Annotated in this window: 19 protein-coding genes, 1 tRNA gene and 1 pseudogene; 13 read left to right on the forward strand and 8 right to left on the reverse strand. The window is 58.8% G+C overall.

What is annotated here, in order from left to right:
* Positions 1-2: 2 nt before the first annotated feature.
* Genes INS80_RS12385 through INS80_RS12400 form a run of 4 tightly spaced genes read left to right on the forward strand, consistent with a single transcriptional unit; the run spans position 3 to position 4,753 of the window.
* Positions 3-1,817: a feruloyl-CoA synthase gene (locus tag INS80_RS12385; RefSeq protein ID WP_192965928.1), complete on the forward strand. Its 1,815-nt coding sequence runs from the start codon at positions 3-5 to the stop codon at positions 1,815-1,817.
* A 13-nt stretch (positions 1,818-1,830) separates the two neighbouring features.
* Positions 1,831-2,703, forward strand: a complete 873-nt coding sequence (locus INS80_RS12390; RefSeq protein WP_192965929.1) for an amidohydrolase family protein — start codon at positions 1,831-1,833, stop codon at positions 2,701-2,703.
* A 1-nt stretch (position 2,704) separates the two neighbouring features.
* Entirely contained in the window at positions 2,705-3,169 is a 465-nt protein-coding gene (locus INS80_RS12395) for a DUF3237 domain-containing protein (protein ID WP_192965930.1), read from the forward strand.
* Between the two features lie 3 nt (positions 3,170-3,172).
* Positions 3,173-4,753, forward strand: a complete 1,581-nt coding sequence (locus tag INS80_RS12400; protein ID WP_192965931.1) for an acyl-CoA dehydrogenase family protein — start codon at positions 3,173-3,175, stop codon at positions 4,751-4,753.
* 46 nt (positions 4,754-4,799) lie between these two features.
* Here INS80_RS12400 and INS80_RS12405 read toward each other — a convergent pair whose 3' ends face one another.
* Entirely contained in the window at positions 4,800-6,212 is a 1,413-nt protein-coding gene (locus tag INS80_RS12405) for a hypothetical protein (RefSeq protein ID WP_192965932.1), read from the reverse strand.
* 367 nt (positions 6,213-6,579) lie between these two features.
* Between INS80_RS12405 and INS80_RS12410 the strand changes: the two genes are divergently transcribed.
* The 8 genes from INS80_RS12410 (at position 6,580) to INS80_RS12445 (ending at position 14,611) form a co-directional block, all read left to right on the forward strand.
* On the forward strand, positions 6,580-6,927 hold the full coding sequence (locus INS80_RS12410; protein WP_192965933.1) for a hypothetical protein: 348 nt from the start codon (positions 6,580-6,582) through the stop codon (positions 6,925-6,927).
* Positions 6,924-7,289, forward strand: a complete 366-nt coding sequence (locus INS80_RS12415) for a response regulator (RefSeq protein WP_192965934.1) — start codon at positions 6,924-6,926, stop codon at positions 7,287-7,289. Before INS80_RS12410 ends, INS80_RS12415 begins: the two co-directional genes overlap by 4 nt.
* 3 nt (positions 7,290-7,292) lie before the next feature.
* A complete protein-coding gene (locus INS80_RS12420) occupies positions 7,293-9,338 on the forward strand; it encodes a chemotaxis protein CheA (protein WP_192965935.1) in 2,046 nt (681 codons plus the stop codon).
* Between the two features lie 9 nt (positions 9,339-9,347).
* Positions 9,348-9,830 carry a chemotaxis protein CheW gene (locus INS80_RS12425; protein ID WP_226892614.1) on the forward strand — a complete coding sequence of 161 codons (483 nt, stop codon included), beginning with the start codon at positions 9,348-9,350 and terminating at the stop codon, positions 9,828-9,830.
* A gap of 17 nt (positions 9,831-9,847) precedes the next feature.
* On the forward strand, positions 9,848-12,046 hold the full coding sequence (locus tag INS80_RS12430) for a HAMP domain-containing methyl-accepting chemotaxis protein (RefSeq protein ID WP_192965937.1): 2,199 nt from the start codon (positions 9,848-9,850) through the stop codon (positions 12,044-12,046).
* Between the two features lie 19 nt (positions 12,047-12,065).
* Positions 12,066-12,599 (forward strand): chemotaxis protein CheW, encoded by a 534-nt coding sequence (locus INS80_RS12435; RefSeq protein ID WP_192965938.1) that lies wholly within the window; start codon positions 12,066-12,068, stop codon positions 12,597-12,599.
* A gap of 73 nt (positions 12,600-12,672) precedes the next feature.
* Entirely contained in the window at positions 12,673-13,530 is an 858-nt protein-coding gene (locus INS80_RS12440) for a CheR family methyltransferase (RefSeq protein WP_192965939.1), read from the forward strand.
* Between the two features lie 4 nt (positions 13,531-13,534).
* Positions 13,535-14,611, forward strand: a complete 1,077-nt coding sequence (locus tag INS80_RS12445; protein ID WP_192965940.1) for a protein-glutamate methylesterase/protein-glutamine glutaminase — start codon at positions 13,535-13,537, stop codon at positions 14,609-14,611.
* A 52-nt stretch (positions 14,612-14,663) separates the two neighbouring features.
* On the opposite strand, the gene INS80_RS12450 is transcribed toward INS80_RS12445, so the two are convergent.
* From INS80_RS12450 to INS80_RS19325, 3 genes and pseudogenes are all read right to left on the reverse strand, one after another.
* A tRNA-Glu gene (locus INS80_RS12450) sits at positions 14,664-14,738 on the reverse strand.
* A gap of 171 nt (positions 14,739-14,909) precedes the next feature.
* Positions 14,910-16,036 (reverse strand): IS3 family transposase gene (locus INS80_RS12455; protein WP_192963700.1). Its coding sequence is split into 2 segments (ribosomal slippage): positions 14,910-15,772 and positions 15,772-16,036, totalling 1,128 coding nucleotides; the frame shifts between segments, so codons are not numbered across the junction.
* 62 nt (positions 16,037-16,098) lie between these two features.
* Positions 16,099-16,235: pseudogene (locus INS80_RS19325) on the reverse strand (IS5/IS1182 family transposase); the annotation flags it as partial.
* Positions 16,236-16,532: 297 nt separating this feature from the next.
* Between INS80_RS19325 and INS80_RS12460 the strand changes: the two are divergent.
* Complete coding sequence (locus tag INS80_RS12460; RefSeq protein WP_192965941.1) at positions 16,533-16,745, forward strand: hypothetical protein; 213 nt, start codon at positions 16,533-16,535, stop codon at positions 16,743-16,745.
* A gap of 770 nt (positions 16,746-17,515) precedes the next feature.
* Here the strand turns inward: INS80_RS12460 and INS80_RS12465 are convergent.
* From INS80_RS12465 to INS80_RS12480, 4 genes are read right to left on the reverse strand one after another with little or no spacing between them, the layout of a single operon-like run.
* Complete coding sequence (locus tag INS80_RS12465; protein ID WP_192965942.1) at positions 17,516-19,501, reverse strand: UvrD-helicase domain-containing protein; 1,986 nt, start codon at positions 19,499-19,501, stop codon at positions 17,516-17,518.
* Positions 19,498-19,821: a DUF4357 domain-containing protein gene (locus INS80_RS19480; protein WP_369411404.1), complete on the reverse strand. Its 324-nt coding sequence runs from the start codon at positions 19,819-19,821 to the stop codon at positions 19,498-19,500. Before INS80_RS19480 ends, INS80_RS12465 begins: the two co-directional genes overlap by 4 nt.
* Positions 19,822-19,824: 3 nt before the next feature.
* The gene (locus tag INS80_RS12475; protein WP_192965944.1) at positions 19,825-22,707 is read right to left on the reverse strand and encodes a site-specific DNA-methyltransferase; all 2,883 of its coding nucleotides are present in this window, start codon (positions 22,705-22,707) and stop codon (positions 19,825-19,827) included.
* Complete coding sequence (locus tag INS80_RS12480; RefSeq protein ID WP_192965945.1) at positions 22,704-23,423, reverse strand: NYN domain-containing protein; 720 nt, start codon at positions 23,421-23,423, stop codon at positions 22,704-22,706. Before INS80_RS12480 ends, INS80_RS12475 begins: the two co-directional genes overlap by 4 nt.
* Positions 23,424-23,493: the final 70 nt, after the last annotated feature.

A 23,493-nucleotide genomic window follows, 5' to 3' on the forward strand; every position in this document is an offset into this window, starting at 1 on the left:
TGATGAAACGGACGTCCACCTTTCTACCCCATGCGATAAGCCGTGAGGACCGGGCCGATGGCACGATCCTCTTACGCTCGGACTATGACCTGGGGCCCGTCACCGATCGTACCGGAGACTGGCTGCACCACTGGGCTTCAGAGGCCCCGGATCGGGTTTTTCTGGCCGAACGAAGCGGCGCAGGCTGGCGCGAGGAAAGCTACAGCGCGACCCTTCAGCAGGTGCGCGCGATTGCGGCCTCCCTGCTGGCGCGGGGCATGGGGGCGGATACGCCGATCCTAATCATGTCGGGCAACGGCGTCGATCACGGGCTGTTGTCGCTGGGCGCGCAATATGCCGGTGTTCCGACCGTGCCAGTGGCCGAACAGTATTCGCTGATCCACGGCGCCCATGGTCGCTTGCGGCACGCCATTGAACTGGTGCGGCCCAAGATGGCCTATGTGGTGGATGCCGATCAGTATGGCGAGGCGCTGAAACTGGACGCGCTGGAGGGGGTTGAGATCGTCGCAACCCGCAACGGCGCCGCCACTGTCACGCCTTTCGCGGATCTCTTGAAAGGCGATGCTGGCGTCGACGTGGATGCAGGCTTTGCCAAGGTGACGCCCGACACCGTTGCCAAGATCCTGATGACCAGCGGGTCGACCTCCAATCCCAAGGGGGTGCTGACCACCCAGCGGATGATGTGCGTGAACCAGACCCAGCTGGCCGACAGTCTGCCGTTCCTGCGCGCCCGCCCGCCACGCATCGTTGACTGGCTGCCCTGGAACCACGTCTTTGGTGGCTCGCATAATTTCAACATGATGCTGGCCAATGGCGGCAGTTTCTACATCGACGACGGCAAACCGGTGAAGGGCCTGTTCGATCGCACCGTGGAAAACCTGTCGATGGTGACGGGCAGCCTGGTGTTCAACGTGCCCATGGGCTTTGCCATGCTGCTGGAGGCCCTGAAAAAGGACGCGAGCCTGCGCCAGCGGTTCTTTGAAGAACTGGACATGATCTTTTACGCCGGCGCTTCCCTGCCGCAGGAGGTCTGGACCGGCTTTGAAGCCATGGCGATGGAGATCAAGGGCGAGGTGCCGCTGATGACCTCCTCCTGGGGGCTGACGGAAACCGCGCCTGCCACCATGATCCAGCAGGAACCGACCGAAAGTTCTGGCGTGGTGGGCGTGCCGATGACCGGTGTGACCCTGAAATTGATTCCGGACGATGACATGCGCTGCGAAATGCGCGTCAAGGGACCGAACGTCATGCCGGGCTACTTCGAGGACCCCGAGAAGACCGCCGATGCCTTTGATGACGAAGGTTATTTTATTACCGGCGATGCCATGGTGTTCGTTGACAAGGCGGACATCAACAAGGGCATGCGCTTTGACGGGCGCATCTCCGAGGACTTCAAGCTTCTGACCGGCACTTGGGTGCGGGCGGCGGGTCTTCGCATCGAGATGCTTTCGACCCTGGCGCCGCTGGCTGCAGATCTCGTGGTGACCGGCCAGGACCGCAACGAGATAGGCGTGATGATCTTCCCCAATCGTGAGGCCATCGAGGAGGCCGGTTACACTCTGGAAGAAGATGGCGGCGCATTGGTCTGTCCGCAGCTTCTGTTCGAGATCCATCACCGGCTGAACGAACGGGCCGGGCGTATTTCCGGCTCTTCCACGCGGGTGGCGCGGGCGATTGTGCTGGCCGAACCGCCCTCCCTCACGGATGCCGAGATCACCGCCAAGGGCAACCTCAACTTCCGCAAGGTGCTGACGCGCCGCGCTAATCTGCTGGAGCGTCTTTACGACGACGCCGCCAGCGGCATTGCGAAACTCTGACAGGAACAAACGAATGGTAGATTTTTCCAAGGTCCGCGCGATCGACATTCACACCCATGCCGAAGAACCCTGCGGCTGCCATGCCGATGACGGCTATGACGAACTGCAGGCGACTATGGCCAACTACTTCGGCGCTCCCTGGCAGCACCCGCCCACCGTGCCGGAAACCGCTGCCCACTATCGCAAACAGAACATCGCCGCCGTGATCTTTCCGGTCGATGCCGAGCGCGAGACCGGCTATCGCCGCTACAAGAACGAGGAAGTCGCGGAACTGGCGGCCGAAAACGATGACGTGCTGATCCCCTTTGCCAGCATCGACCCGCACAAGGGCAAGATGGGTGCCCGCGAGGCGCGCCGCCTGATGAAGGATTTTGGCATCAAGGGCTTCAAGTTCCACCCCACCATGCAGGGGTTTTATGCCAATGACCGCATGGCCTATGACCTCTATGAAGCCATCGCCGAAGAGGGCGGAATTGCTCTGTTCCATACCGGTCAGACCGGTGTCGGCAGCGGCATGCCTGGCGGCAACGGGATGCGGCTGAAGTATTCCAACCCGATGTACATGGATGATGTGGCGGTGGATTTCCCGGAGATGAAGATCATCCTCGCGCACCCCTCTTTCCCCTGGCAGGAAGAGGCGCTGGCCGTGGCGCAGCACAAGCCCAACGTCTATATCGACCTCTCGGGCTGGTCGCCCAAGTATTTCCCTGAAATCCTTGTGAAATACTGCAATTCGATCCTGAAGAAGAAGGTGTTGTTCGGCTCTGACTGGCCGATGATCACGCCGGAACGCTGGCTCGCGGATTTCGAAAAGATCGCCATCAAGGACCACCTGCGCGAAGACATCATCAAGGGCAACGCCATGCGTCTGCTTGGGGTCGAGTAAGATGGAGACCCCCGCACCCAAGCTGCGCCATGCCTTCCGACTTCGGGTGGATCTCGGCGCCCCGATCGAACTGGGGCAGGGGCGTGCGGGCGTGCGACGCATCATACCGATCATCGGGGGCAAGGCGCTTGGCCCTGATCTGACCGGCGAGGTGCTGAACCTTGGTGCTGACTGGCAGACCGTATTCGCCGATGGGGCTGCGCATCTTGATACGCGCTATGCGGTGAAAACCGAGGACGGCGCGGTGATCGAGATCGTCAATGTTGGCAGCCGCCATGGCCCTGCGGATGTGATCGCGCGGCTGGCCAAGGGCGAGGATGTGGATCCCACCACCTACTACATGCGTACCGCTGCGCGGTTGGAAACGGGCGATGACCGCTATGCCTGGGTCAATCACATGCTGTTTGTCTGTTCCGGTATCCGCCGCGCCTCGGCCGTGGAAATCGACTATTATGCTGTGGAGTAACCCGTGAAGCCATTTGTTGCCCCGGTCGAGGACATCCTTTTCACACTGAATCATGTGGCAGGAGCAAAAGAACTACCCGATTGGGATGCGGAGTTCGCATCAGAGATTGCGGGGCATTTCGCAAGCTTTGCCGAGGGCGAGATCGCGCCGCTGGACGAGTCGGGCGATCTTGAGGGCTGCACCCTGACAGAGGGCCGCGTGACGATGCCCGCAGGGTTCAAGGATCTCTATAAATCATACGCCGAACAGGGATGGCCGGGCCTCACCATCCCCGAGGAATTTGGCGGCCAGGGCATGGGCGCGATGATGCTGGCGATCACGTCAGAGATCTTTTCGGGCGCCAACCATTCGATGCAGATGGTCACCGGACTGGTCCCCGGTGCCGCGCGCACCCTATTGCGGTTTGGCACTGACGAGCAAAAGGCGCGCTACCTGCCATCTCTGGCCTCGGGCGAAACCCTTGCCACCATGTGCCTCACGGAACCCGGTGCCGGGTCGGACCTGTCCCGTGTGCGCTGCCGCGCGATACCCGATGGGGACAGCTGGCAGATCAGCGGTGAGAAGATCTTCATCTCCGGCGGCGATCAGGACATGAGCGACAAGATCCTGCATCTGGTACTGGCGCGCACATCCGATAACGGGATCAAGGGGCTGTCGCTGTTCCTGTGCCCCTGCACCCGCGCGAACGGCAGCCGCAACGGCATTACCGTCACCCGGATCGAGGAAAAAATGGGCCTGCATGCCTCTCCCACCTGTCAACTGGTCTTTGACGGCGCCGAGGCAGAGCTGATCGGCGACGAGGGGCAGGGGCTTATGGCGATGTTCACCATGATGAACCACGCCCGTGCCGATGTCGCTCTGCAGGGTGTGGCCCATGCGGCCCGCGCCCATGATGTAGCGGCATCTTATGCGGCAGAGCGTCAGCAGGGACGCGATGCGGACGGACAACCGGTGACGCTGGATGGCCACGCGGATGTGCGCCGCATGCTGGATGAGATCGACGCCGCCGCCCTGGGCGCCCGGGCCATCGCGCATCTGTCCTTTGTCACCATGGAGAAGGGCGACAATCCCGATCTGGTGGAGTTCCTGACGCCGCTCGCCAAGGTGAGCGGCACCGAAGCCGGTATTCGGGGGGCAGAGCAGGGCATGCAGGTGCTCGGCGGCTACGGATATCTGCGCGAATATCGGCTGGAGCAGACATACAGGGACGCGCGGATCACATCCATCTATGAGGGGGCCAACGGTATTCACGAACGGATGCTGGCAACCCGCCTCGTCAGTGGCAGCCCGGCAGATGCCTTTGCTGACTTCCTTTCGGGCGAGAGAGGTGACGACGCGGCCGCTGCGCATTGGGAGTGGATTGAGGCGCGCCGTGTGCTGCTTTCCCGTGAAGACCCGATGTCATTGGCTCATGAGTTTTATCTGCTAACGCGTGATGCGCTTCTTACGGCGTTGTGGGGCCGGTTCATGGCTGCCTGTCAGCATCATTCTCAGCAACAACGGCTGCTGCGTGTTGCCGAGACGCAAATGAGGCAGCTGTCTGTGCGGCGCACAGGGCATCTGGCCCTGCTCAGCGCAGCTTGATCAAAGGCCAGCCTAATCTGGAGAGTGATGCGGGCAAGTGCCTTGCTCAAAAGAACACATCGTCCAGATCATCGCCATCAGACGTGTCGGCTGTCTCACCCGGGACCTGCGCCAAACCGGGGTAGAGAGCCTCGTGGACGTGTCTTTCGTCATCCATGCTGTAGGAATTCCAGACCTCCAGCAGAACTTCATGTGGTGGGTCTGTGTTATTTGCCGTTTGGTCCAGCAAGGACGCCATATCGGACAGTTCGTCCGAGATCCGCTCCACGTCGCGCATGCACTGTATCGCGGCTTCCACCTGCTCCAGAAGCTTTGATGTCACGGAGACTGCTCCGCTCCGCAAGGCGTCTAGTTGGGTCAGTCGTTGCTGGCCGTTCTCTATCTCGCCTTCGTAAAGGGTGATTGCCTCCTCCAAGGAGGTGCCGGTATCCATCAGTTCCTGGATGCCAAATGCTGAGTTGTGAGCAACCGCTTGAAGCTCTCGCTGGCTTGCCTGGACAGCGGCCAGACATTTGTGCGCTGTGTCACGTACCTCGAACGACAGGGCTGACATTGCATGCCGCGCCTTGTTGGACCGGGATGCCAGCAGCGAGGAGTTCATCGCCGAGTAAGCCACTGCGCGGGTGTTGTCTTCCAGCCGCTGAAAGTTGTCTTTGGCGGCCGCGATCATGTCCGGCAGTGCTTCGGCATCCTTGAAGGTGGAGCGCAGCGCTGCTCGTATCTCCGAGAAACGCGATACAATGGACTGCGCGGTCTTTCTGCGCGTGTCGAGGCTCTGTTCGATCGAGTCCGCAATGGTGCCGCCAGAATAGATTGCTGTGCCTTCCCGCCAGATCTGCAACAGAGCCTGCATCGTATCGGAGACTTCTTGTGCGACGGTCGTCACATCCTTTGAAAGGCTGCGTGCCTGAGCGGCGGCCAGGGCTTCTAGATTGCATCCCTTCCGGTTCAGAATGGCCGCAAGATGATCAAGTCGTTGCGCAAGCCTGTCGGAGAACTGCGCGGCTGTCACAAAAACGTTCATGTGCTGGTTGGTCCTGCTGACCAGATCGCGCGATGTATCGGTAATCCCTTCAGCTGCGATTCGCTCTTTCTGCTGGAGGGCATTGATCTGTTCTGCCCTTTGCCGAGCGACCTGAAGCAGTTGGCTGAGTCGGTCCTGCGCCGAGGTGCAACTGGCAAGGCTTGCGGCTTCGCGTTCAGCCAGATTTTTCAGCGTCGACAAGACGGCTTCGGAGGCTTCCCGGATCACCAGAGCGATCTTGCTGAGATCATCTACATATTCGACGAAAGCAGAAGTGCCGTACGAAGCGGCGGTTGTCTTGGTCAGAGTGGCAACCACTGAAAGCGTCTGACTGTGCCGGTTTATGTCTGAAAGCAGCCGCTCCACCTCGCTTTGGCTGTTGCGAGCGTCCAAATCACTGTGGCGTTCACAAAAGTCTTTAAGTGCAGCGTGCATGGCCTGGATGCTGGCAAGCAAACACTGCAGTGGATCGCTGCTGTTGCCGGGGTCTGCTGCAGCCAGATTTGCAAAGCTGTCGAGATCCGCAATGGCTTTGCTTTGAAGCTCACGTACTTCCGATAGGCAGTCTATCAAACGGGAGAAAGCCCCAGTACCGTCCGTGGACAGTGTTTCAGCTTTGCCCGAAAGGCCAATGAGAGGGGCCTCAGGTTGTAGTATTTTTATGTCTGTTTTTTGAGCGGGTTGCATGATTTTGCTTTGCTTTATCGATACAGATATGCGCTTTCAAAATTGTTCCATAGATTTCTAAAATCAGAGTGAAGATAATCGTTTAGTTTTTAATATCGAGTATTTTTTCCATTAATTGAAATTTCATAATGACACTGCATTCTTTGCCGCATCCAGTTCCGTTGTCAAATCCGTTCAGGCGGGGAGTGTCATGCATCAAGGTTCGGAGTTTGTTTTATCTCATGACTTAAGTCCAATTTCTGCCAAGGCAGCTCAATCCGCGCTGTTGGCGGCAATTGGCGGTGGTGGAAGAACGACTTTCCGCTTGGAGATTGAGAGTGCAGCGGCAACGCAGGTTGCGATTCAGCTTTTATTTTCTGGTGAGCGTGAGCTGCGAGAACGTGGAATTCCATTTGAGCTGGGACCTATCGCATCCGAGTTAATGGAGCGAAGCAATTCTGAAAAAGGAAGGTCGGGGAGATGACCAAAACAATTCTCACTATTGACGACAGCAAGGCGGTGCGTGACATGGTTTGTTTCACGCTGGAGCCGCAAGGATTCAGAGTGGTGGCAGCAGAAAATGGGGCGGATGGGTTGCAGAAACTGCGCTCCGAGCGTCCGGATCTTGTTATTACAGATCTCAACATGCCCGTCATGAATGGTATTGATTTTATTTCCAATGCGAGGCGGGATGCAGCTGGAGCGGGTGTTCCAATCGTAATGCTGACAACCGAATCCTCCCCGGACATGAAAGCCAAGGGAAAGGCTGCCGGCGCAACGGGTTGGATCAACAAGCCGTTTGATACCCAAAAGCTGATCGCAGTGACAAAAAAACTGTTGGGTTGAATCATGATCGAACAGGCGACCGAAGCATTTGTTCTTGAAGCGCGTGAGCTTCTGGCCGAGCTTGAGACGTTATTCCTTGAGCTTGAAGATGAAGTGAGCGCGGCCAGGATCGATGAGATCTTTCGTGCCTTGCATACGGTCAAAGGGTCGGGAAGCATGTTTGGCTACACAGCCCTGTCACGCTTCACCCACCATTTCGAGAACGCCTATGACCTGGTTAGAGATGGGCAGCTAGAGGTTGAGCGCAATCTAATTGACCTGTCGCTGTCGGCTCGTGATCTGATGATATCCTTCCTGGATCTCGGTGGCGATGGTCCCGAAGCCGAAGCTCTGTTGGAGTCCGAAGATGTCATGCGCATCGTTAGCCAACTCACCGGTCTCACCGGTCAGCACGAAAACGAGGCGGAAACTAAAGGTGCAACTGGCACGGAGCCGGTGCAGAGCACCCCAAGTCAGGCGGAACAGGCTGGCAGGACTAGATTTCGGGTAAGGTTCCGTCCGGCGGTTGATGCCTTGCGCAATGGCATGCGGCCCGACCTTTTGTTGCGTGAACTTGAGGATCTGGGCTCGACCTCGGTTGAGCTGGACGTTTCGGCTGTGCCGCGATTGACGGATCTGGACCCAACGGATGCTCTGATCGGCTGGGTGTTGGAAGTGGAGACCTCTGAGGGGCGCGAAGCGATCGAGGACGTCTTTATCTTCGCCGATGATGCGGATCTGTCCGTTGAGGAGCTTGGTTGCGAGACGCCATTGGCAGAGACGGCCAATACCCCGAGCGTCGATGCCGCTTCACCTGCACCCGCAGTTTCGTCTGAGAAAACGGATCCTGCTGCCCGGTCTGTTGCAACGCCAAAGGCAACAGCCATGGCAAAGTCCGAAAGTATTCGTGTCACGTCGTCGCGGCTGGACGACATGATGGACGCATTGGGAGAACTCGTTATCGCCCAGGCCCGGCTGGAGGCGGTCTCCGAAGAAATGGGGAGCCCGACACTGGAAACCGTGGTGGAAGACATGCAGCGCCTGGTGATGGGGCTTCGTGATGCGACGCTTTCGATCCGAATGCTTCCGGTCGAAAGTGTTTTCGGCAAGTTTCGGCGCGTGGTGCGGGATCTCTCGGCCGATCTGGGCAAGGACGTGCGCCTTTTGACTGAAGGCGGGGAAACGGAGATCGACAAGAATGTGATTGACCGGATCAGCGAGCCCTTGGTGCACATGATCCGCAACTCCATCGATCACGGGCTTGAAACTGCGCAGGAAAGGACGGAGCTGGGCAAACCCGCCCAAGGCACGGTGTGGCTCTCGGCCTGCCAGGAAGGTGGAGAGATTCTGGTTTCGATAGAGGACAATGGAAAAGGCCTGGACGCAGAGGCGATCCGTGCCAGGGCTGTTGAGCGTGAATTGATCGATGCGAACGCGGAGCTTAGCGTTCAGGACCTGCATCAACTGATTTTTGAACCGGGCTTTTCAACCGCCAAGATCGTTTCTGCGGTGTCGGGGCGCGGGGTTGGCATGGATGCCGTGAAGACGACCATTGATGCTCTCGGCGGCAGCATAACTGTCCTGTCCAGAGCCGGTCAGGGGACAAGGATCACGCTGCGATTGCCCGTAACGATGGCAATCATTGACGGGCTTCGGGTTCGGTTGGGCGACTCTGTCTATGTAATTCCACTTTCTGCCGTCGAGGAATGCGTCGAAATGGACGAGGCAGAAAACTTGCGGGAGAGTGGCCGCTCTCTCCTGCAGATCCGGGATGAAACCGTACCTTACCTTGAGCTGGAAGAGCTGTTTGGCCAGCAGGCGCGTCCCGAAGCGGGGCGCCGTGTCGTTGTCGTGCGCGTCGACGGGGTGCGGGCCGGTCTCGTTGTGGACGACATCCTTGGCCAAAGCCAGACAGTCATCAAAGGGCTGAGTATTTACCACCGCGACATTCCGGGGCTCGGAGGGGCGACCATTCTCGGCGATGGCCGGGTGGCATTGATCATCGATGTCGTGACACTGATCCGCTGGGCTGAGACGCGCAGGGGGCAGGGGCCGCGGAAGGCAGCTTGAGAGGTGGATATGAAAGACGAAAACATGGACATCACAAGCTCTGGTCTTCTGCTGATCTTTCGCCTGGGCGGGGAGGCATTTGCGCTCTCGGTCAGCTGGGTGCACGAGATCCTGGATGCCCAGCCGTGGGCTCCGGTGCCCAATTCCGGCCCCTTTGCGCCAGGCCTGATCAATGTGCGTGGCGCTGTGGTTCCGGTGATCGACATCAGGCACCGGCTGGGACTGCCACACTCTGAAAAGGATCTGAGCGGCCGCATGATCGTCTTTGAGAATGTGATCGATGGCGTCCCTCACAAACTGGCCTTTCACGCTGACAGTGTCGAACAGGTTATTGAATATGATCCCTCCTCGCTTGAGCCGGTTCCGCCCTTGGGTGCTGCCTGGCCTCAGGACTGCCTGCGCGGTGTCATCCGCCACGGCCAGGAGTTGGTGATCCTTCTTGAAACTGAAACAACCTTCGCGCCGCCTGCTGATCGTTTTGCGGCTGCCTGACATCTGGAGACTTTGGCATGCAATTGACTATCAAACGAAAATTGATCGGTGCCTTTGCCACCGTTCTGATCCTGATGGGTGGCTTGGCCTGGGTATCGATTACCCGTCTGGCCGGATCACATTCAGACCTGGAACACTTGGTCAACGTGACTTCCAAGAATGCTCTCATCGCCGCAGAAATGGAGGCAACGTTCATCGAGATCGAAGCTGCCCAAGCCGAGATGCTTATTTTGCGTAGCGCCGCAGAACTGGATGCGTTGGACCGCAAGATCAAAGATAAATTGGAAAGCCTTCGGGCGCAACGCGTCGCATTGCAGGAAACCTCCGATGATCAGGTGCGTGCCCAACTTGGGGCGCTGGATACCGCTTTGGAGCGCTATGTTGAGTTGGAAGCGGAAATCTCTGACCTGCTGCATGCCGACAATGAGGGGCGTGCCATGACAATCTCACAAGGTGAGGGACAAGAGGCATATTTGCGTTTCCTGGCCGCGCTGGACCGACTTGAAACCAGCCGATCTTTCCCTGGGGGCACACCCACTGCGGAGCCGGCCAGAGGACTCAGTGGTTTGACTGTCGTGCGGGATGCTGCGGCTGCGGCAAGAGTAGCTGAACTCTCTGCGCTTCTGGCGCATGACATCACCCGCCGGGAAGCCCATGTTGAAGCGGTCAAGACGCAACTGGCAAAGGCTGCATCGGCATTGGAGGCGTTCCAGCGCACCAACCGGCAAGCGGATCCTGCAGCTGTTGCGGATGCGGTCGAGGCGCTGATGCAGTTTGAAGGTACGTCCGACGAAGCCACTTCGCTGATGCTGTCGAACTCCACGGGACGGGCTGCAGAGCTGTTTTCAGGGCCTGTCATGACCTTGATCGCCTCTTCCAAGGCAGCCTTGGCGGACATTGCCCAGCACAATCTCGATGCGATGCAGCAGGAAACTCTGCTTTCTGCCGAACACTATACAACCGCGCGCAATACGCTTCTGACCGTTGCTGCAATTGCCATAGTGGTGGGCTTGACTGCGGCGATTGTGCTGTCGGTTTCGATCGGGCGGGGCCTCGACAGGGCCATCACCTTGGTGCGAAAAGTTGCGGCCGGAGATCGCCGCGTAGACACTTCTCATACGTCGCGTGACGAAATCGGCAATCTGATGAACGAAATGAAGAAGATGAACGATGCGCTCGGCGAAATGGCGACTGCTGCAGAGCGGATCTCAGATGGGGACCTGACCGTGAAGGTTGCGCGCCGCTCTGACTATGACGGGCTCGGCATTGCCTTGGAAAAGATGATCGACAAGCTGCGTGAGGTGATGGAGGGCGCGACGGTCAGCTCTGCTGCGGTGGCTGACAGCAGCCTTGCCATGAGTGCAACTGCCGAACAGCTGAGCCAGGGTTCGACCGAGCAGGCCGCCGCTGCAGAGGAAGCAAGCGCTGCAATGGAGCAGATGACCGGCAATATCCGCCAAACTGCGGACAACGCGGCTCAGACCGAAAAGATTGCGGTTCAGTCGTCCAAGGATGCTGCAGAAAGTGGTGCAGCAGTTGCAGAAGCCGTTTCCGCCATGAAAACGATCGCGGAAAAGATCAATATCATCCAGGAAATCGCCCGCCAGACCGACCTTCTGGCCCTCAATGCTGCGGTCGAAGCGGCCCGGGCAGGAAGCCACGGCAAAGGCTTTGCGGTTGTGGCCTCGGAGGTGCGCAAACTTGCGGAACGCAGCCAGCAGGCCGCCGCAGAGATTGGTGAGCTTTCGGGCCAGACGGTATCGGTAAGCGAACGGGCTGGGGAGATGCTGCAGTCGTTGCTGCCCAGCATCCAGCGCACTTCGGACCTGGTGCAGGAGATTTCGGCCGCCACGCGTGAGCAGAATGTTGGCGCTGACCAAATCAACCTTGCCATCCGCGAACTGGATGCGGTGATCCAGCAAAATGCGGCATCAGCCACAGAGGCGGCTTCTGTATCGCAATCTCTTGCGACCCAATCCGATCAACTGCGTGGCTTGATTTCCTATTTCGATCTTGGAAAGACCGTGGCCGACGCCGCTACCAGAGGGTTGCAGCCACGATCTCAGGCCGCCGCCGTGCCGCCTTCGTCGCCGCGGCCTGCGATGACAAGTCCACAGCCGGAACGCGCACCAGCCGAAGAGGGCGGCTTTGCCCTGGATCTGGGCCCGGAAGAGCTTTCAGATGCAGAGTTCGAACGGCATCAGGCTGCGTCCTGAGAGTGGAAGGGGAACTCTGATGCGGAATGAAGCACTGCGCGGGGAAATCGTGGCGGACAGTCGGGGCTGGCAGGGTGAAGGAGAGGAGGAGGCCTCCTCTGCCACATACCTGATGTTCAAGCTGGGGGAGCGCATCTTTGCAGTGGATGTCCGTTCGGTGAGAGAAGTTCTGGTCGTCTGTGAGATGCTTCCGCTGCCCAAGGCACCGCCGGATGTCGTTGGGGTGATTGATCTTAGACAACAGGGGATCGCCATCGTGGATCTGGCATCCCGGCTTGGGATGACCGCAGAACCGGCTGAAGACGCAAGGATTGTGGTCTTTGAGGTGGGCGATGGGTCCGAGGCGGTTTCCATCGGTGTGATTGCGGATCAGGTTCTGCGGGTGCGCGAGGTTGCAGATGAAGATGTGGAACCGGTCGCACAAGTCGGAGCGGATTGGCAAGGCGAAGGTGTCACTGGGATGATACGATCCGGAGATGGCCTGGCGCTGATCCTTGAGGTTGAGCGGTTCCTGATCATCTCGGATGACAAAAGTGAGTTTGATTTCGGCTGATCTGCGGTTCTGTGGCAAGGCTGGACGTCGCAGATCCTTGGTTCTCAGTATCGGATAAGACTGGATATTCGACATGAAAATGGTGGCCCCGCCCTTGAAGTTGTCTGCTCAAGAGTGTCGCTTTCTGGCTGAACGGGCGTTTGCATTCGCCGGGGTCCAGATCGATCCGCGCAATCAGGATTTTTTTCAACTACGGGTGTCTCGGCGTTTGCGTATGCTCGGAATGGATAATTTTGACGACTACATGTCGTTGCTGGAGTCCGATGGGACCGGCAACGAAACCAGATGCCTGACCGAGGCGCTTACGACCCATACGACCAGTTTCTTTCGCGAATGCCACCAGTATGAATGGCTGCAAAAGGAGGGGCTGCAACGATTAAGCGCTTCAGGAGCCGGGTTCGAACGCCCTTTGGTGGTGTGGAGTGCGGCCTGCTCGACCGGCGCGGAACTCTGGTCGGCGGCCATGATCCTTGAGGATGCTGCACGTGCGCGGGGCGGATTGCGCAAGTACCAGTTGATCGGCACGGATATCTCGCGGCCCGTCCTGAAAAAGGCAGCTGGTGCCACCTACAAAGAAATCGAGATTGACGGTCTTGGTGATGCCCATCGATGTCGCTATTTGATGCGCTCAACCACGGCAACGGATCTCGAAAAACGTCCCTATTACCGGATCGTGCCCGAGTTGCGGCAACATGCGGAGTTTAAGTGGGCAAACCTCAGCAACTTGTCCGGATTTCAGGATTGCGCAGCTGACGTGGTGTTCCTGCGCAATGTGCTGATCTACTTTTCCGAAGAGGTGCAGCAGCGGGCTTTGAACGGTGTCATCGACCGCATGCGACAAGGGGGCATATTGATGACGGGCCACGCCGAAGTTGTCTCGCCAAGGCCCTATTTGCGCATGATCCGGCCGTCCATTTACGAGAAGGTCTGACGTGATGGCAGTTGAGAAAAAAAGCGGCCCATGGAAAGTTCTGATTATCGACGACAGTGCTGTCGTCAGGCAGACCATGCAGAAAATACTCGACGGCGATCCGGATCTTGAGGTCATGGCGGTTGCCTCGGATCCGTTTGTGGCGGCGGAAAGGATCCGGCAGCAGGTTCCGGATGTCATCACCTTGGACGTCGAGATGCCACGCATGGACGGCATTACTTTCCTGCGGCGCCTCATGGCGCAGAAGCCGATCCCTGTGGTGATCTGTTCCACCCTGGTAACGGACCGGTCGGAAACCCTGTCAGAGGCGCTTGATGCCGGGGCAGTCGACATCGTGCTGAAGCCAGAACTTGGGATCAAAGAGTTCTTTGAGGAGGCCTGCATGACCCTGCGCGATACGGTCAAGGCAGCGGCGCAGGCCAAGCTGCAGATCGTTCGTCGTCCGAAGGTGCAGGAAAAACTCAACGCTGATGTCATGCTGGCTCCCCCTAGCAAGGCGATGGCGCGTACTACGGAAAAGGTAATCGCAATTGGTGCGTCCACAGGGGGCACCGAGGCTTTGCGTATCGTGCTGGAGGGTTTGCCTATGGATTGCCCACCGATCCTCATTGTTCAGCATATGCCCGAGACCTTCACCGGTGCCTTTGCCCGTCGTCTTGACGCTACATGCGATGTGACCGTGCGGGAGGCCCGTTCGGGTGATCGCATGTTGCGCGGCCATGTCCTGATCGCGCCCGGAAATCGCCATACACTGCTATCGCGCAGCGGGGCCCACTACAGTGTGGAGGTCAAGGATGGTCCTTTGGTCTCGCGCCATCGCCCGTCCGTCGATGTGATGTTTCGGTCCGTCGCGCGCTATGCCGGAAAGAATGCTGTGGGTGTTATCATGACGGGCATGGGGGATGATGGGGCCAAGGGACTGCTGGAGATGCGGCAGGCGGGTGCGCGGACGATAGGCCAGAACGAGGAGAGTTGCGTGGTTTATGGAATGCCCAAGGAAGCCAAGAAGGCCGGCGGTGTTGATGAGGAAATCCATTTGGACAGAATAGCCAGCGCAATCAGGCGCCTGTCCTCGACATGAAACAACACCCGACTGAGAAAACCGCGCGTTGTGTTGTTTTCTGAAGGGGAGGTGGCAGCCCGTAGGGGAATCGAACCCCTCTTTCCAGGTTGAAAACCTGGCGTCCTAACCGATAGACGAACGGGCCACGCTCTGTCTGAGCCGGTGTTTACTCATAGTGTCGGGAGCGTGCAAGAGTGTTTATGGCTCAATTGCGAAGAAAACACTCGCACATGGTATCGCCCCTCAAGGGGCATGACATCCCGCAGGAGTGGCGCGCTCCACTGATCAGCCCCACCTGAGTGGTCCGTTTTGATTGTTAGTGCATGACCGGTCTCGGGTCCATCGGGATGATGGTTTCCGGGGCGGGAGGGCGATAGCCCAAGGCACTATGTGGTCGTTTGGTATTGTAGTGTTTCCTCCATTGTTCGATCAGGATTTCCGCTTCCCGAAGGCTGTAGAAGACTTCTCCGTTGAGCAGTTCATCGCGGAACCTGGCATTGAGGCTTTCGCAGTAGCCGTTCTCCCAAGGTGACCCGGGCGCGATGTAGGCGGTCTTGGCGCCGACGGCCCTGATCCAATCTTGAACGGCCTGAGCCACGAACTCCGGGCCGTTGTCAGACCGGATGTAATCCGGCACACCCCGCATGATGAACAGGTCGCTCAAGGCATCGATCACGTCACCCGAGTTCAGCTTGCGCTTCACCTTGATCGCCAAGCATTCCCGACTGTGCTCGTCCAAGATGTTGAGCGTCCGGAAGACCTTTCCGTCCTCCGTCCGGCAGTGGACAAAGTCATAGCTCCAGACGTGGTTGCGATACTCAGGGCGCAGCCGGACACAGGATCCGTCATAAAGCCAGAGCCGTCCCTTCTTCGGTTGCTTCATTGGCACTTTCAGCCCCTCTCGTCGCCATAGGCGCTCGACCCGCTTGTCGTTCACCTCCCAGCCCGCATCTCTCAGCAAAGCCGCGATCCGACGATAGCCGTAACGGCCATACTGCCGCGCCAGTTCGACCATGTCCGCGACCAGACGCTCCTCATCGGCACGGCCATGCGGCACCTTCCTCTGCGTGGATCGGTGCTGACCCAAGACACGGCAGGCGCGTCTCTCGGACAGATGGAACCGGGTGCGAACGTGATCGATGCAGGCACGGCGGCGAGCGGGGCTCAAAAGTTTCCCTTTGCCGCCTCCGCCAGGATCAGCTTGTCCAAAGTCAGATCCGAGACGGCTTTTCTCAACCGTTCGTTCTCTTTCTGGAGGCGCTTCAGTTCCCTGAGTTGGTCGGTTCCCATACCGCCGTATTTCTTGCGCCAGCGATAATAGGTCTGCTCAGTAATGCGAACCTCGCGGATCGCATCCGCCCGCGCCATGCCTTGCCCGACAAGCACTTCAACCTGCCGCAGCTTCGTGACAATCTCTTCCGGCTTGTGTCTCTTCGTAGCCATTCTGATCCTCCGTTTTCCTAAACATAACGGCGGACCACTTCAGTGGGGGAGGATCAGGTGCTGCCACGCCTACCAGTGGGGGCAGCCTCCCAGGTCGTCTCGGGTTCGAACCAGATCGTTAGCGAACCTCGGCGCCTTAGCGATGCGTTGTAGGTTGGCAAAGCCTGGCTCTGTCAGTTGGGTGTATCGGCCTGCTCATGGAACCCGGTTACCGTGCTGGCTTTACGAGATAAACCCGTCAGGTGGCTTTTGAAAAAGAGCCTCGCCGTGTCATCAAAACAAGCCCTCTGCCGGTCGCAGGAGGTGGTTTAGCTCCGTAATTTGGAGAACGCAGATTCCAGATGGTAAACGATGCTCATCCCAAAGGTATTCGCTTATCGCAGAAGGAAGGTACCGCCATCATCTTAGGTTGCGACCATAGGGTGCACTGGTGGCCTAAAGACGACGACGGGATCCCTTTTGGACCAACTGACCGGTCCCGTGCTATACTCAGTGCATGACCACCTTCGAAGCCATCCTCTCCATCACTGCTGTAATCGTCAGTGCGGCCGTGATCGCGTATATGCGCCACCTTGGTAAGATCTCGGGCCGTGATCGCCCCCATGATCCGGAGCGTCTGCGCCGCTTCATAGCGAATGCGCCCTATGACGCGTTGAAGCGCCGTCCTGAGAAGGAAACACGATGCTCGCCACCATCACCAGAGAAGTGATCGTCGACGTAGACAGGATCGGACCACGCTTAACCGTCGTCATCGCGGTCAACTGTGCAATGCGGCCGCGGTGCCAGATTAAGCCAACTTTGATGTAGAGAAACGCGTGCGCGTCGCGCCCTGCACTTGCTCGAAGATATGGGCTAATAGGACCAGGGGAACGGATGTCCAAGCGCGTGCGCCGTTTCAGCTTCTACCTCGTGTGAGAACGACTGATCTGTAATCAGTGGAGCGGAAGGGGGCTGGAGCAACTGCAGGATGCAAAAAAAGGATCGCGTCACCGAAGCCCCGGGAAGGCAGGCTGGATTCCGGCGAGTTAAGTGATGAACAACACGCTGCCTGGGGGAAGGTCTTCACCAAGCTTATGGGCGAACCAGGCCCTGAGGAAGAGGCCTTCTTTGCCGGTCGCCGGAACCTGGGATTGGGTGTCCGCCGCGATGACAAGGGCGAGCTGATCTACGCGCGGCCAAAGGATTAGCTATCAATCGAGGCGGTGCTGAAGCCTACTCCCCGTTAATCAGAGGTGGTGCGGCTTTTTCGACCCGTTTTCCGCCTGGCTAAGTTATTGTAGTGGTTTCATTTCAGGCGGCGGCTTTCAGGGGCTGGTGCGGCGCACCGTAGGCTTCGCTTGGGGCTAACAGCTCATACGTTCAGTGCGAGCGTTTTTCGCTTTAGTGGCTGTTTTAGGTGCCGGTCTCCAAGGCAGATCATCCCATTAGGTCAAAGCACGTCAGGAGCATGCCGTCGCGTAAGCGAATGAAAGGCGCCGACTACTTTGACACAAGGTCTGAAAAGAACTCGGACACGGGGGTTACTCCTGACATCCAAAGATAGTCCCTTGCACGTGTGGCAGCTACATAGAGCAAATGCCTTTCAGTCGCCATGACTTCGTCGAGTTGAGCTTCGTCTCGCGCGGCCATGATCCTGCGTTCGTCAGGTAGAACGTCGTGATCAAGAGCGACAATTGCCACAGCCCTGAATTCGGCACCTTTTGCATCGTGCATGACCATGGTGTTTACGGTATTATCCCCCAAGGAAGCGCATATTTGCTCTTTAAGTTGCTCCCGACGCACAAGGACTGCGATTTCGTCCGAAGGAACACCAAGTTCTGTTAATCCCGCAAGCCAAGTCCTGAGCGCCGAAACCTCTTCATCGCGGTCGCAAAAAGCCGCCATTTCCGGCGGCGGACCGTCGAATACTGATGTTACTCCGGTGCGACTGTCTTCACTGCCGTCCGCTTCAACGAGGATTTCTGGTAACAGAGTGTCGCTTCGAACACGGATTTGGTGGGACGTCCGGTAGTTGACCTTAAGGCTTCTCGACCGGCCGCGGATGGAAACGCCTGCAGCTGACCAAGGGAACGGTGCGCGGAAAATGCGTTGCCCAATGTCGCCAGCAAAGAAAAGGCCGTTTTTAGCTTCACCCAGTGCGGATCCAAGCAGCAGCAACTCTGCGACAGAGATATCTTGTGCCTCGTCCACAACCACATGATCGAATGGGAAATTCCCATGACGGCGCAGATCATGCGCCATCTGCGCCTCTGTTGTGTAGCCTTCGGCCTGAAGCCTTTCACGTGTGGCTTCGAACACCATCCAAAGCGCATCTCGTCGCGAGGTTGCCATGCGTACCTTGCGCCCAAGCCGTGGCAGGTCTCGATAGGTGTCCATGTCAGGCACATCCCAAGCGTCGACGATCAGTGACCACTCATCAAAAAGGAAGTCCGGATCAACCTGGACGCTGCAGGAAGCAGCCGCTTCTTCGAGGAAATGGCGCAGCGTGCTTTCATCGGCAAGTTCGTGATTTCCGAAGTGTTGCACATGAAGCCGCAGTATCAACGAGCCGAGTGCTTCAACGCAAACTCGATCAAGCTTATCCAGCCCAGCAACGAGCGGTAGCTTTTCTCGCAATCGATCCGCCAGCTTCCGGTTGAAGGTCGTGAGAAGCACGCGTTTCTCTGGCACTTCCGCCAGCCGCGCGGCGCGGTGCAGCGCGACCACCGTTTTGCCCGTGCCTGCTGAGCCGACGACCCGTGCGGGGCCTGAGAAGTCGCGGGTGACGTATTCTACTTGGGCCGGATGCAGGAAGACCGACCATTTTTCCCATGGGGCGTCCAGCGCAGCTTGCAACTCTTCCACATTCTCGAATACACGGAAACGGCGTGCGGCATCGGGGTGCGCGTAGGGGTCTGCGCTGGAGGGGGACGGCGTTGGACGTGTGCCCGTCGCCGCTTGTATCAAGGCTTCCCCGGCTTCGGCGGGAAGGTGCCCGGCAATGTCCAGAACCGTCTCTTCTGTTGCCTCACGCACCGTATCGAGCCAATCTTCCGGCACACCCCAGGACAAAAGGGTGTCATCGGACTCGTCCGCGAAGAGGCGTGGCAGTCGCACGGCTTCTTCGACATAGCGTTGTATGATCACTTCCTCGACAGTCTCGCGGATCTCGACGATCTGCGCGGCCCCGGTGCGGGGGTGGGTGTCGATGCGGCGCGTCTCGGCCCAACGATAGGCGTCGTCATGATGTCCGACCCAAGCCAGCAGGGTGGCGCCGTCTTTTTTGTGCAGGACCAGCCGGATGTCGCGGTTGACCCGGGCGGTCCAGAAATACGGATCGCGTGCCCGGTCGACGCGGTGCATCTGCAGGCCCGGATTGGCGGGGTTCATCTGAAGGTCAAATGCTGCCGTCTTGACCGCCTTTTGCTCCTGCGCGGTCAGCTTGGCGAGGCTGTCGGTAAAGGTGTCGGCTATGCGGGTGGTCATCGGCCAAAAGCCTCCTTGAGGCTTCGACCTGTCTTTTCGTCCTTCCAGAGTTGTGGGCCGCTGGCGTTGCCGTCCTTGACTATACCTGCCGCGGCGCTTGCGCTGGTGAACTCGTAGTCACGCGTGAACCTCAACAGTTCGGGATCCTTGTCGGCGCATAAAACGCCATCCCGAAGCAACTTGTCCCGCAACGGCCTGTCTCGTTTCTTGCGAGGTGAGCCCTCCGCCATTGCGGTCGAACCGGCGCGAACGAGAAATCTGTTGTCAGTGGGCTTTCCATATGCTTGTGCTTTCTCGGGTCTAAATACGAACCAAGTCATCCCTCAAACCCCCATCACCTTCATCACCTCATCCCCCAGATGGTTGATCACCTTCACCGCGATCCGCCCCGATTTCGGGCGCGAGAACGGGCGCGAAATGGTGCGTTTCAGGCTGTCCCAGGCTTCTTCGTCGATCTCGCCTTTCAGCGTGGTGCGCAGCTGCTTGTAGGGGATGTCTGCGCCGGGGAAATAGGCGTGGCGGACGAAGAAGCTTTCTTCGTTGTAATCGGTGTCGATAAACCAGCAGGCGATATCGTCCGGCTCTGATGCTACAACTTCGCCGGTCTGGGGTTTGAACACATCGACGCCGCGCAGCTCGACGCGCAGCTTGTCGCCATCCTCGATCACCTCGATATCCGGCTCGCCGAAGACCACGAACAGGTTGCCGCCTCCGGCCTTGAGGTCATCGGCCATGTGCAGGTCGGGGTTCATCCGCGCCTGCAGGATCGGCACGCGGCCCAGTTTGCGGAACTCGGCCGTGTGGGCGTCGAAGTTGAAGGCGCAGGCAATCACGATGTCGAAGCCGGCATCGGCGGCCTCGCGCGCGGCGGCGACCAGATCGGCGCGCTGCACGGTGCCGTATTCGGGGCCGATGAAGATGCCGGCGCGGCGTTCGGTGTCGCCCTCCATATACCGCCCCTCGGCGGCCAGCCAGTCACCAGGCCAGGGGGTGAGGGCGGTGAAGTCGATCTTGTCCGCCTTGCCCGATTGCTGCACTCCGGCTTTCTTGAGGTTCTCCAGGATCGACTCGCGGAAATTCTCGGCCTCCTGCGCGCGACTGCGCTTTCCTTGGGCGGCATCATGCTCGTCGATCAACTCGCCATATTCGTTGACCGCCTGCGTGCGGTGGGGCGATAGGCTTTCGACCGTGAACGGCCCGGCGACGCGGATGCGCTTCTTGTCCTCATAGGGCTTGTCATAGAGGTATTCGAAATCGGCCTTGGCGGCGATCGAGGCGTCGATTTCTTTCTGCCGCGCGATGCGCGCCTCCCAGAACTGCGCCAGCGCATGTTTGGCCGCGTCGGGCCAATCGTCGGGCGCGTCGCGGGGGATTTCCCATTCCATGAAGCCGTTTGCCGGGGCCATCTCTCCGCTGGGCATCTCGACCTCGCCTTGGGCGGTGAAGTCGATCTCTTGCCCCTTGCGCCCGCCGGTCGTCACCTCGAAGGGCGTGGGGTGGCCCTTGAGGGCGGCGTTGAGGGCTTCGCGGGCGTCTTCCACGGCGGGCTGCATCCGGTCCCAGATCACGTCGATCTCGGTGTTGTTGGCGATGGATTTCAGCGTGATGTGGGGGACGCGCTGGTAGACGAAGCCGTGGCGGATGTCGTTGTAGGTGGCATGGGTCGCAGGGGCAGAGCGGGTGATCTCGGCCTCTTTCTTCTGGCCTTCGGGGGAGTCCTTGAGCAGGTAGAAGGGATATTTCGCCCCCATGATCCGCGCGCGGGCGAGCGCAAGGGCCACGCGTGAGGTGTCGATGGTGATCCAGCGCCGCCCCCATTGCTCGGCCACATAGGCCGTGGTGCCGGAGCCGCAGGTGGGATCGAGCACGAGGTCGCCGGGGTCGGTGGTCATGAGGAGGCAGCGTTGAATCGCCCGGGCATCGGTTTGCACCACATAAACTTTGTCATCTCCCACAAAGCCACCGACCCCAGTATCCTGCCAGAGGTTCGCCATAGGGATAATCTGATTGTCCGCGATAAAGCGAACCATCCGAAGACGATTGCCTTTCTTGGCAAATCGGTCTGCCTTGGTAAGACGTTCCATGCCCGTTGGCGTCGTCTTCCAATGGGAATTGGCGGCACACGGAATCTGTTCACCTTGGAAGTTCATCGCACTGGATGAAGTTGGAGACAAACCCGCCGAGGTTAGAGGGTTTCGCGCAAAGACTTCCGATCCAGCGGGCGGTGGGACGATTTTTTCACGTTCCTGCTTGGTAAGCTGACGGCGTTCGCCATTTTCCAGCTGAACGCTATCGAAGAACTGTGTGTCTGAATTTTCAAAGGTTCGGAAAGCATACACGTTCCTGATCTTTGGGGCTGATGTCTTCGAAAACCAGAGAATGTGGTCAAAGACGTTGGAAAGCACGCCAGAAGCGTCATAGGCATTTTTCTTGAACCATATCGAACTCACAAAGTGCTCCTCCCCAAACACCTCATCCATCAGCGCCCGCACCCGGTGGACGTTCTCGTCGCCGATCTGGACGAAGCAGGAGCCGCTCTCGGTCAGCAGTTCCCGCGCCACCACCAGTCGGTCGCGCAAATACTGAAGGTAGGAATGGATGCCGTCGCGCCAGGTGTCGCGGAAGGCCTTCACCTGCTCGGGCTCGCGGGTCAGATGCTCCAGCTTGCCGTCCTTCACGTCGCGCGACTGCGTGGACCACTGGAAGTTGGAGTTGAACTTGATGCCATAGGGCGGGTCGATATAGATCGCCTGCACCTGGCCTTTCAGCCCCTCACGCTCGGCCAAGGACGCCATCACCTGCAACCCGTCGCCCAGGATCATCCGGTTCGACCATTTCTGCTGGTGGCGGTAGAATTCCACCTCGGCCTCGCGGTCCTCGTCCGTGATCCCGAAATGATCGAACAGATCGACACCCGCGCCCTCGCCATTGCGGGGATTGCCGGCGCGCAGATCCTCGATGATCGCCTTGGGATGCACCTGTTCCTGCAGGTAAATGGGGGGCGCATCGGCGGTGACGGCAGCCGCGTCGATATCCTTGCCGCGCCAGATCAGCTGCGGGTCAAGGTCGGGGTTGCGGCGCTGATAGGCCACCTTGATGGGGCGGGCATCGTCCGGGTCCATCATCGGCGCCAGTTCCGGCGTGGGAATGTTCACGCGGTCGGTGTCATGGGTGATCGGCTCGATCGGGGTTTTCTTGTCGGTCATGTCTGTGCCTCGCCTGCTGGTTGCTGCTTTTGGCCCGGTTTGGGAAAGCCGCTGCGCAACCCGTCAATGTGTTCGAATAGCCCGTCTTCGACCTTGCGCCAAAGCGGATCGAGGATGAATTTTACGCCCTCGCGGCGAGCCAGTTTGGCCGCGGGGACAAAATCGCTGTCACCTGCTACGAGAACGATTGCCTCGGCCTGCCGTTTCAGCGTGATTGACGCGATATCGAGACCGATCCGCATATCGACGGCCTTCTGGCGGAATGTGGGCCGGAAATCGTCATCCGTCAGGTCGTCGAATACACGGTTTTTCTTTAGCAGATCGCGCAGAACCGCGGGCTTCAACTCCCAAAGGCTGTCAGGGTCGCGGCGCACTTCGCCCAGGCGAACGGCCATATTCGAGGTGCGGCGCAACTGGTCATGCAGGGCAAGGTGGAACTGCGCCTGTTCGGTTTTGGCATAATCGATGCCCTTGCCACTGATTGGCCGGTGCCCTTTGTCGAGATAGGGGCGCGCATCATACCAGAACGACCGGTAGAGCAGGGCGCGCGGATGCGGCTGACGTTCGATCTTGTTGATGTGTTGGAGATGTGCTGACACGAGACGGCTGATGTCGCGGGCGACGGCCTGCGGATCATTGATGTCTGTTTTGGGGCGCACAGAACGCAGGCGTTTCAGGAAATATCCGCCGTCGATCAGGATCGCGACCTTGCTCATGCCGCCCCCTGAAACGAAACAGCCCCAAGGGGTCGGCGTTGCCCTGGATGTCGAGGGGTCACGCTTACTG

It is taken from the genome of Phycobacter azelaicus (assembly GCF_014884385.1).
In the GTDB taxonomy this organism is placed as follows: domain Bacteria; phylum Pseudomonadota; class Alphaproteobacteria; order Rhodobacterales; family Rhodobacteraceae; genus Phycobacter; species Phycobacter azelaicus.